General features: G+C 32.3%; 10 protein-coding genes. All 10 read right to left on the bottom strand.

Features of this window, described 5'->3' with window-relative positions:
• Positions 1-365: 365 nt before the first annotated feature.
• Positions 366-1022, bottom strand: coding sequence for a DUF4340 domain-containing protein (locus ABMA45_RS10475; RefSeq protein ID WP_022089843.1), 657 nt, complete (start codon positions 1020-1022; stop codon positions 366-368).
• Positions 1022-3190, bottom strand: coding sequence for a Gldg family protein (locus ABMA45_RS10470; protein ID WP_022089842.1), 2169 nt, complete (start codon positions 3188-3190; stop codon positions 1022-1024). Before ABMA45_RS10470 ends, ABMA45_RS10475 begins: the two co-directional genes overlap by 1 nt.
• Entirely contained in the window at positions 3190-4242 is a 1053-nt protein-coding gene (locus ABMA45_RS10465) for an ABC transporter ATP-binding protein (RefSeq protein WP_022089841.1), read from the bottom strand. Before ABMA45_RS10465 ends, ABMA45_RS10470 begins: the two co-directional genes overlap by 1 nt.
• A gap of 166 nt (positions 4243-4408) precedes the next feature.
• A complete protein-coding gene (rplT, locus tag ABMA45_RS10460; protein ID WP_022089840.1) occupies positions 4409-4765 on the bottom strand; it encodes a 50S ribosomal protein L20 in 357 nt (118 codons plus the stop codon).
• Positions 4766-4787: 22 nt separating this feature from the next.
• Positions 4788-4985, bottom strand: coding sequence for a 50S ribosomal protein L35 (gene rpmI, locus ABMA45_RS10455; RefSeq protein ID WP_022089839.1), 198 nt, complete (start codon positions 4983-4985; stop codon positions 4788-4790).
• 30 nt (positions 4986-5015) lie between these two features.
• Positions 5016-5510 (bottom strand): translation initiation factor IF-3, encoded by a 495-nt coding sequence (gene infC / locus ABMA45_RS10450; RefSeq protein WP_022089838.1) that lies wholly within the window; start codon positions 5508-5510, stop codon positions 5016-5018.
• Between the two features lie 302 nt (positions 5511-5812).
• Positions 5813-6136: a DUF1540 domain-containing protein gene (locus tag ABMA45_RS10445; protein WP_022089837.1), complete on the bottom strand. Its 324-nt coding sequence runs from the start codon at positions 6134-6136 to the stop codon at positions 5813-5815.
• Positions 6137-6244: 108 nt separating this feature from the next.
• Positions 6245-8209 (bottom strand): threonine--tRNA ligase, encoded by a 1965-nt coding sequence (thrS, locus tag ABMA45_RS10440; protein ID WP_022089836.1) that lies wholly within the window; start codon positions 8207-8209, stop codon positions 6245-6247.
• 392 nt (positions 8210-8601) lie between these two features.
• Complete coding sequence (locus tag ABMA45_RS10435; protein WP_022089835.1) at positions 8602-8898, bottom strand: CAP domain-containing protein; 297 nt, start codon at positions 8896-8898, stop codon at positions 8602-8604.
• Between the two features lie 147 nt (positions 8899-9045).
• Positions 9046-10125, bottom strand: coding sequence for an FKBP-type peptidyl-prolyl cis-trans isomerase (locus ABMA45_RS10430; RefSeq protein WP_022089834.1), 1080 nt, complete (start codon positions 10123-10125; stop codon positions 9046-9048).
• Between the last annotated feature and the right edge of the window lie 8 nt (positions 10126-10133).

Genomic DNA, 10133 nt, shown 5'->3' with positions numbered 1-10133 from the left:
AGGTGCTCTCCCAGCTGAGCTAAGATCCCGTTGCAATCAAACTGCTTTATTAATATAACCATTTGTGCAACTTTTGTCAACAACTTTTTTCATTTTTTTTAATTTTTTTAACTAGTAGTTTAATTTGTAGTGTAATTCACTCTTACAAGATTGAATTTACCTTTTCTATTCATCATTTTTTATTAATTAACATCAATTAAATTTAACTATCTTTATAATTTCACCCTTGCTTTATCATTATAATACCCAAAAGTTGATTTATATTTAATTATTATAAATCAACTTTTGGGATAATCATAAAACCATTTATTTGTTCTGTCTTCACAGTTCTATGTTTACATTTTTCAATATTTTACTATTTCTTACTAATTTGTTCTCGCTTCAGCCTCATCAGTTATTTCTTCTGTCTGTGCTTCTGTGCTCTCTTGTGTCGCAGCTTCTGTTGTTGTCTCAGTTATATCTGATACATTCTTCGAAAATGCCGTTTGAATATCTGAGTCAACCAAATAAATATTATCATCACCTTCAACCATCATATAATATTTACTTGTATCATAAGGATTTTCTTTTCCAATATACAATGTATACGTTGTGTTATCCTCGTCTGTAAGCGCTATTGTATTTGTCTCTGCAATTACATTTCCATTATCATCTATGGTAAATCCATATTGAGATATGTCGTCCTTTTTAGCAATTTTTTCATCTGCAGTTACTGACACAAGTTTTGCAAGCATATCCGTTTCAACTGAATCTTTGCTTATATTTACTGATGCATCGCTTGAATCATGCCATTTTCCATCGCTATCTTTTGTTAATGTAATCGATGTGCCATTTGCTATATAGTTAAAAGCTGTTATTTTTTCATAATCTTTTAACTCAAATGCCGTTATTGCAGTTGCCTCTTTATTTTCAGATTCTTTTTCTTCCTGATTTTTATAAAATTTACCAACGCCAAAATAACCAATGATACATACTGCCATCAAAATAACTACTACAACAAATTGTTTTTTCTGTTTATTCATTATCTCTTTCTCCTTCTAGTCCAAATTACGATTCCCGCAACTAAAATAGCTATAGGAAGTACAACTGCAACAATTATTCCTACAAGTCTTGAAACTGATGCTGTAATTGTCAACTGAGAAGCCTGGAGGCTCTTTGAAGGAATTGACAAAGTCTCTACAGAATCATCTGTATTAATATACTCACTTAAAGCATTATTGAACATTTCAAGGTTTGCGTCTGCAACAAGTTCATTCATATTGTCATCTAACATATAAACTGAACTTAACGCCAAAATGTTGGTTTCTGTAGTTGTGCTTTCTCCATTTTCATTTTCGCTTGTTACACTCTTCTTTATTTGTGCTCCTAAATCAAATGTTCCTTCAACATCTCCATCTTCTTTAGTATATTTTTTTGCACTTTTCAAATGTGTTTTTGATACTGCTTTTGATGTTGTTGCTAAAGATGTATATGTTATTGAAGAGTCATCTTTATTTACCTGTTGTAATCCTTTTGCATATGGAGCAATTATATAGTTATCTATTCCTGACGCAAAACTTCCTGAGCCGTTTGCAAATGTAAAGAATGGTCCGTACTGATTTGAGTAGAAATCTGTATCATTTTCAGCTATAACACCTTCAACAACTTTCACTCCAAATGCTTCTAATATCGATTCAAAATTTGGTTTATCTGTCTGTGCACTCTTGTAAGCCTCACATGCAATAATTGCTTTTCCTCCGGCATTTAAATAATCAATAACTTTCTGTGTCTCATCTTTAGAATAATCCTTTGTAGGTCCTAAAATCATTATCATTTCGCAATCATCAACTGATAAACTGTCCATACTTGCTAATTTTATTTCTTCAACATCACAATTCATTTTAGAAATTGCATCTGAAAACTTCGAGCCCATTCCAATTTCATCATGTCCTGTTATCTGATAAACAACCGGATTCTTATCTGATAACACATATGATATAGCACTGTCTAACTGACCTTCACAGTCATATCCTGTGTAAGATGTGGAGCCTGTAGTGTAATATGAACTTGTATCTGCTTCATAAATGTTATTGTAATCTACAACCTTTGACTTATTTGTCTTTTTATTTACAACAATTAAACTATTTGATGTAGGTGCTGAATCTGTATAATCTGCGTAAAAATAAGGATTTAATTTTGTATCTTTATATTCAACACTTATATGCTTTGAGCTATTTTCGTAATTTTTTAATGTTTTCTTTATTGTATCATCACTGCCATCTTTAGCTGCCATAACATAGATAACAACGTCATCATTTATTTTCTTCAACATTTTCTTTGTATCATCTGTTATTGAATACAACTTAGATGCTGTCATGTCTATGCTTGCCCATGAAGATTTATCTGTAACCTTACCTGCAACAAGATTTACAAATACTGCTACTACGATTGCTACAGCGATAAATCCCGTGCTAAATACACCTGTTGAAATAGTTGCCTTAGATACGTTCCATCTTCTTTTTTGTATTGATTGACAAGTGAGGAATAGGAACAAAACAATAATTGTCAGATAATAAACTACTCCAAAAAGAGAAATTACACCACTCATAAATTCATCTACAGGTGACAACAAATCAAATGCGCCAAGTATTTTTGTAAGTACATTTCCTGAAGATGAAATCATATTTTCTAAGGAGTTCATCATGTAACCCATAAATAAAATTACTATGCTTAAAATGGCCGATATAACCTGGCTTTCCGTTATGGATGAAATAAATACACCTATTGCAATAAATGCACAGCCATATAAAAATAATCCTAATATATTTGTGTATGCCAATCTAAATGACACTTCGCCAAATCTGGATAAAATAAGTGGATATACACACATTATTAAAACAGGTATCAAATATATTGTAACCAACGCCAAAAACTTACCTACAACTGTTTTTCCAACTGAAATAGGAGATGTCAAAATCAGCTGGTCCGTTTTAAGTCTTCGTTCATCTGCAACAATTTTCATTGTAAGAATTGGTATTGTAAATACTAAAATTAGTAATGCATTATATGCAGCATACATTTGTGTATAGCCATATGTAAGATTATAATAGATAAAGAATATACCTGCTATAAATGTTGTAACTGCTATAAACAGGCAGGCAATTACTGAAGTAAAATATGATTTAAGTTCCTTTTCATATATTGCTAGCATTATTTTTCTACCTCCTGCACTTCTTTTTCTTCATTTTTTAAATTATCTGCTAAGTTTTTATCATCCAATTTTTCTGAATTTTTCTTTTTAAACTTAAGACCTTTTTTCTTTGGCTGTGCCTTATATTCAGTCGTAAGTTCAATAAATAAATCTTCAAGAGATTTAGTCTTAAACTTAAGTTCTAATAACGGCATTTTCTTTTCTGCCAATGCGAAGAACAATCCTTCTCTTATATCAATATCACGTGATGTCACTATCTGTGCTTTACATTTTTCATCATCTAAAGTTTCAATTGAATGTTTGCATCCAAATTTATCAAGTATATTTTCTATTTCATTCGCATCACCTTTAATAATAGCCTCAATTCTGTTTTCTCCTGCAAGTTCTTCAATTAATTCTTCTTCCCTACCTGAAGCCACAAGTTTGCCCTGAGAAATAATAAATATATTCTCACATACTTCACTTATTTCAGTCAAAATATGCGAGCTCAAAATTACAGTATGCTCTTTTCCTAAATTTCTAATCAAATCTCTAATTTCTATTATCTGTTTTGGATCAAGACCTACTGTTGGCTCGTCTAAAATAATAAGGTCAGGCATTCCCATAATTGCCTGCGCAATTCCTACTCTTTGCTTATATCCTTTTGACAAATTCCTAATAAGTCGTTCTCTAACTTCTGTCGTTCTTGTCATTTCCAAAGACTGTTCTATGCAAGCCTTTCTTTCTTCCTTCTTTATTTTCTTTATCTTAGATACAAATTCCAAGTATTCATATACAGTCATATCCTGATAAAGGGGTGGAATCTCCGGCAAATAGCCAACATTCTTTTTTGCCTCCTCAGGCTCTTTAAAAATGTCATATCCATTAATTATAACAGTTCCTGATGTTGCACCTATATACCCTGTTAATACGTTCATTGTCGTAGATTTTCCTGCACCATTTGGTCCTAAAAATCCATAGACACCTTTTGAATCAATATTAAGACTCAAATCATTAACTGCAACGTTATCTCCATATTTTTTAACAAGATTGTTTATCTCTACAATACTCATGTCTTTCCTCCTACTATTTTATTGCATTGTATCGTTACAATAACTTTCTTGTATATTCTATGTTTCAATTGTGACGTTATTTCGTTCAAATTGTGATTCTTTTGTGAAAATAAAAAAGCAGTGAGAATAACTCACTGCTTTTTTATAAGTATTAAATATATTAAAATTATGCTAATTTTGCTTTAGCAACTTCTACTAATTTAGTAAATCCTTCAGCATCGTTAACTGCCATTTCAGCTAACATCTTTCTGTTCATTTCAACACCTGCTAATTTAAGACCATACATAAATTTGCTGTATGAAAGACCATTCATTCTAGCTGCAGCGTTAATTCTTGCAATCCATAACTGTCTGAACTGTCTCTTTTTCTGCTTTCTACCAGCATAAGCTGAAGTCAAAGCTCTCATTACTGACTGCTTTGCTACTCTATACTGTTTTGATCTTGCTCCTCTGTAACCCTTAGCGAGCTTTAATACTCTATTATGTTTTTTTCTAGCGTTCATTCCGCCTTTAATTCTTGCCATGATAATTTCCTCCTACTCAGAATTATAAATAAGGTAAAATCTTCTTCATATTTTTTACGTTTGTAGCATCAGTAACTGTTGCTTTTCTAAGATTTCTCTTTCTCTTAGTTGATTTCTTTGTTAAAATATGTGACTTATAAGCTTTGTTTCTTTTAAGTTTACCTGTTCCTGTAACTTTAAAACGTTTTGCAGCTGCTCTGCTTGTCTTGATTTTTGGCATTTTATATTCCTCCTTAATTTAAACTCTAGCCTATCGCTTTTGTTCGAGAAACATTGTCATGTTTCTACCTTCAAGTTTAGCTTTTTTGCTTATTACTGATATATCTTCTAATAACTTAGCAAAGTCATCTAAAACATGCGCACTACTACTAATATGAGCCATCTCACGTCCTCTGAATCTAAGAGTTACTTTAACTTTGTCACCCTTTTCTAAGAACTTTCTTGCATTATTAGCCTTTGTCTTCAAATCATTAATCTCAACGTTAGGAGATAATCTGATTTCCTTAATTTCTACTGACTTTTGTTTTTTCTTGGCTTCCTTTTCCTTCTTCTGCAATTCATATCTATACTTTCCGTAATCCATAATCTTGCAAACAGGTGGCTGAGCCTTTGGGGCAATCTTAATTAAATCTAATTCAGCTTCTTCAGCCTTCTTCAATGCTTCTCTTGAAGACATAATTCCAAGCTGTTCTCCATCTGAACCAATGAGTCTTATTTCTTTGTCCCTAATCTGTTCATTAATCATTAACTCGCTAATGGTATTGCACCTCCATAAAAAAAGTGGATAGTCAGACTATCCACTAAAAACTCAAATCAAATGAATTAAATGTTAACCTCGAATCACCTCTATGTGTCTGGGTGAGAGTGGATACTCTGCTTTGTTTTATACATCGACATATATATTACCATCTTGCAATACATATGTCAACACATTTTTTTGATTTATGTTTTTTTGTTTTCTTCAAGCTTTAATCAGGCAGATAAATTCACTTATCCGTCCTTAAATCACTATTTTGAAATACCTTTTTTAATTTATCATTTTACATTTTATTCAGGTTTAAATGTTCCACAGGCTGTTTCAGTATAATGCTTTGCACCATTACCTTCAATTCCTATACGATCTGCGCAACATTTTTTATCACCATTAAATGTACATTTAACTGCTTCGCACTGCACCTGTAATTTTGTTTCCGGTGACATTCCACAATGACAATTACTTGTATAGCTTCCTTCACCCTGTTCCTTAAAACTTCCACAGGCTGTTGAGTTAACAGTATCTGCTGTGCTTCCTTCCACTCTTATTCCATCAAGACAGCACTTCTTTTCTTTGTTATAATAGCAATTTTGAACTGAACAATTTAAAATAGGCATATCTTCGTCCTCCAATTATATATTTCGGAAATTTTCCGATATGCTTATTTTCTTCAATTGTTCTTTTTTTATGCATTTTATTTAATAAACAAAATTTTTAAATCAGTATTATTTTCTCTCTTCTAATGGAATTTCTTTTCTGATTTCTTTTGTTCTGATTTCTTTGCAAATTGCATCAATAAATTCATCTAATTTCTTAATTCCTTCATCACCTGCAAATCTGCTTCTTACAGATACTGTTCCATCAGCCTCTTCCTGTTGTCCTACAACAAGCATATAAGGAAGTTTGTCTAAACGTGCTTCTCTAATCTTATATCCAATCTTTTCTGATCTTCCATCAACAGTAACATCAATTCCGTTTTTCTTGAGTTCTGCAGCTACTTTTTCTGCATAGTCAACATATTTATCTGAAATTGGTAAAACTCTTACCTGTTCAGGACATAACCATGTTGGAAACTTGCCTGCATATTTTTCAATTAACCATGCAAGTGTTCTTTCATAGCATCCGATAGATGTTCTATGGATGATATATGGTCTTACCTTATCTCCATTTTCATCAATGTAATACATATCAAACTGTTCAGCTAATAAAGCATCCCACTGAATTGTAATCATTGTATCTTCTTTTCCATATACATTCTTTGCATTGATATCTACCTTTGGTCCGTAAAACGCTGCTTCACCAACATCTTCTACAAATGGGATATTTAATTCATTTAAAACATTTCTAATATCCTGTTCTGTTTCATTCCATACTTCAGGTTCTCCGATATATTTTTCTTTATTTTCAGGATCCCATTTTGAAAGATGATATGTTACATCTTCTTCTAATCCTAAAGTCTGTAAACAGTACTGAGCTAATGCTATACAATCCTTAAATTCTTTAACCATCTGGTCAGGTCTTACAATAAGATGACCTTCTGAAATTGTAAACTGACGAACTCTTGTAAGTCCATGCATTTCACCTGAATCTTCATTTCTAAAAAGTGTAGATGTTTCACCATATCTGCATGGCAAATCTCTATAACTCTTCTGGCTTGCTTTGTATACATAGTATTGGAATGGACATGTCATTGGGCGAAGTGCAAATACTTCTTTATCTTTTTCTTCATCGCCTAATACAAACATTCCTTCTTTGTAATGATCCCAGTGTCCTGAAATTTTATACAAATCACTCTTTGCCATTAATGGAGTCTTTGTACGTACATAACCCCATTCATTATCTTCAAGGTCCTCAATCCATCTTTGTAATTTCTGAACCATCTTCTGTCCCTTTGGCATAAGTAATGGAAGTCCCTGTCCGATTACATCTACAGTTGTAAAGAGTTCCATTTCCCTACCAAGTTTATTATGGTCTCTGTTCTTTGCTTCTTCAAGTTCATCTAAATAAGCTTTTAAATCATCTTTGCTGTCAAATGCTGTTCCGTAAATTCTCTGAAGTCTTGCTTTATTAGAATCACCTCTCCAGTATGCCATTGATGAAGATGTCAATTTAAATGCTTTAATTGACTTTGTTGACATCAAATGTGGTCCTGCACATAAATCAACAAATTCACCCTGACTATAGAAAGATATAATCGAATCTTCCGGTAAATCTTTAATAAGTTCTACCTTGTAAGGTTCATTTCTGTCTTCCATATACTTGATTGCATCTTCTCTAGGAAGTGTAAATCTTTCAAGTTTAGCACCTTTCTTAATGATTTTCTTCATCTCAGCTTCGATTTTATCTAAATCTTCTCTTGAAAATGGTTCGCTGTCAAAATCATAATAAAATCCATTATCAACAGAAGGTCCAATAGCTAATTTTACATCAGGATACAAATTCTTAATTGCTTCTGCAAGAACATGTGATGTAGTGTGTCTGTATGCAGCTTTTCCAGCTTCATCTTTAAATGTTAAAATATTTAAATTACAATCTTTGTCTACTGTTGTTCTTAAATCTACAACTTCGCCATCAATTTCTCCTGCACATGCTGCTCTTCCAAGCCCGCCTGAAATGTCAAATGCGATGTCGTTTACTGTCATTGGTTCTGAATACTCTCTTACTGAGCCATCTTTTAAAGTAATCTTCATTTTCACTTTCTCCTTTACACATCTGATAATTATTTCTTGTAAGCCAGACTCATTAATACAATAAAAAAGCCCTGCTTACAATTAGTAAGCAGGGACGAATATCTCGCGGTTCCACCCTGATTGTCTATTTTACATAGGCCTCTCATTGCGATTATAACGGAATCACCGGACCTGATTGGGGTCACTCAGAGGTAGTTTTCAATTAGCCATCCGCAAAGCACTTCCAGCCTTGGTGCTTCTCTCTGTAGCCCTCCTGCTAATCTACTCGTCTCGTCAACGTTTTCTTTATTCAAACACAATTATAGCATTTAAAGTTGCTTTGTCAACTTCAAATGCTATAATTTATTTTGTATTTATTTTTTTATAAAACACCGTATATTTTCTGTTATTCATTATCTTGTTAAGAATTCCTGTGTCCAATATATATGTTCCCCAACTTTAACACATCCAATTCCTATGTACTCAAATTCTCCATTCATAATATTTGCCTTATGCGTAGGAGATTTCATCCACGCATTCACTACTTCTACAGGAGTATCATAATCCTCTGCCAAATTCTCTGCTCTTCTTGTCCAATCATCAATTACTGCCTGATTAAACGCTGTAAAGTAGGATGTTCCATCAGGTCTTGTGTAACTAAATAATTCATCGCATTCAGTTGTTCTTACTCTAGACAAAAAATAGAACAAATAACACTTGCAAAATTACATCGTTCATATTATCTGTTCTATCTATCTTTATTGTCTTATTTATTTTTTCATTACTGACTTATAAATCAATTTTATATAACAACTTTCCTGTATTTCAATAATAAAACTTGTAAACTTATTACAGTTTTATTTTGGCAAGCTATAAGATTTTGTTATATTTGCATTATCGTACACAACATCCATAGCTTTATCAAGTAACACTGCTTCTTCAATTTCTTTATCAGTATAATCTTTCTTCATATCTTCAACATTATCATATCCGCAATCAGCATATAATTCTTCGTATTTATCTTCGATTTCAGATGATGAAGCTGTCAAATTTTCTTTTTCAACAATTTTCCACATTACAAGATTAGATTTTACTTCATTTAAATATTCTTCCTGTAAGCTTTCTTCTGTATATCCTGAGAAATCATACAAATATTCGTCAACTGTAATTCCATAAGAGTCTGCATAATATGCTGCATCCGAATCAAATTCTTCTTTTACACTATCATACATTTCCTGAGGATATCCATTCATTGTCGCATTATCAACTGCACTCTGCCATAAATCACTCTTTTTGTTTTCAAGAACATAATCCTCATTCCATTTATAGAATTCTTTTACTGTTGAGATTCCATAATCTTCATTATAATTATCCTTTACCCATTTATCTGTTACATCTTCTGTTTCTTCTTCGCTTACAGATACAAGTTTAAGCGTAAACTTAACGTTTTTGCCCGTGTAATCAGAATCTTTTTCCGCAACATAATTTATGTCATCTGTATCTTTTGCCTGATATTCTACTTTATCTCCTGCCTTATGTCCAACAACTGCATTTGTAAATTCTGCATAAAGGCTTTCTTCCTGTCCAACATATAATTCACAATTACTCTGGCTGATATTCTTTTCCTTTTCTCCGTCTACATAACCTGTATATGTAATTTCAACGCAATCGCCTTCTTTTGCTTCTCTGTCAACTTCTGTATATGTCTGTGTTTCTTCTTTTATTGATTCATCGATATCATCTTGTGTAACTTCACATGATAAACCTTTATATTCTCCTAATGTAATATAATCATCTAATTTACCGGATGTAATTCCTGCTTTTTTATCAATTTCCTTTTTAGGAACTACTGCCTTTTGATAATATACTGCCCCACCAAATGCAATTAATATAATCGCAATTAAGACCGGAACCCAAATCTTCTTTAATACTTTCATTACTTTCT

This window comes from Eubacterium sp. CAG:156 (assembly GCF_000434315.1).
GTDB lineage: Bacteria > Bacillota > Clostridia > Lachnospirales > Lachnospiraceae > Eubacterium_U > Eubacterium_U album.
The sequence above is the reverse complement of the archived record's forward strand: the minus strand, read 5'-3'. Positions and strand labels throughout refer to the sequence as shown.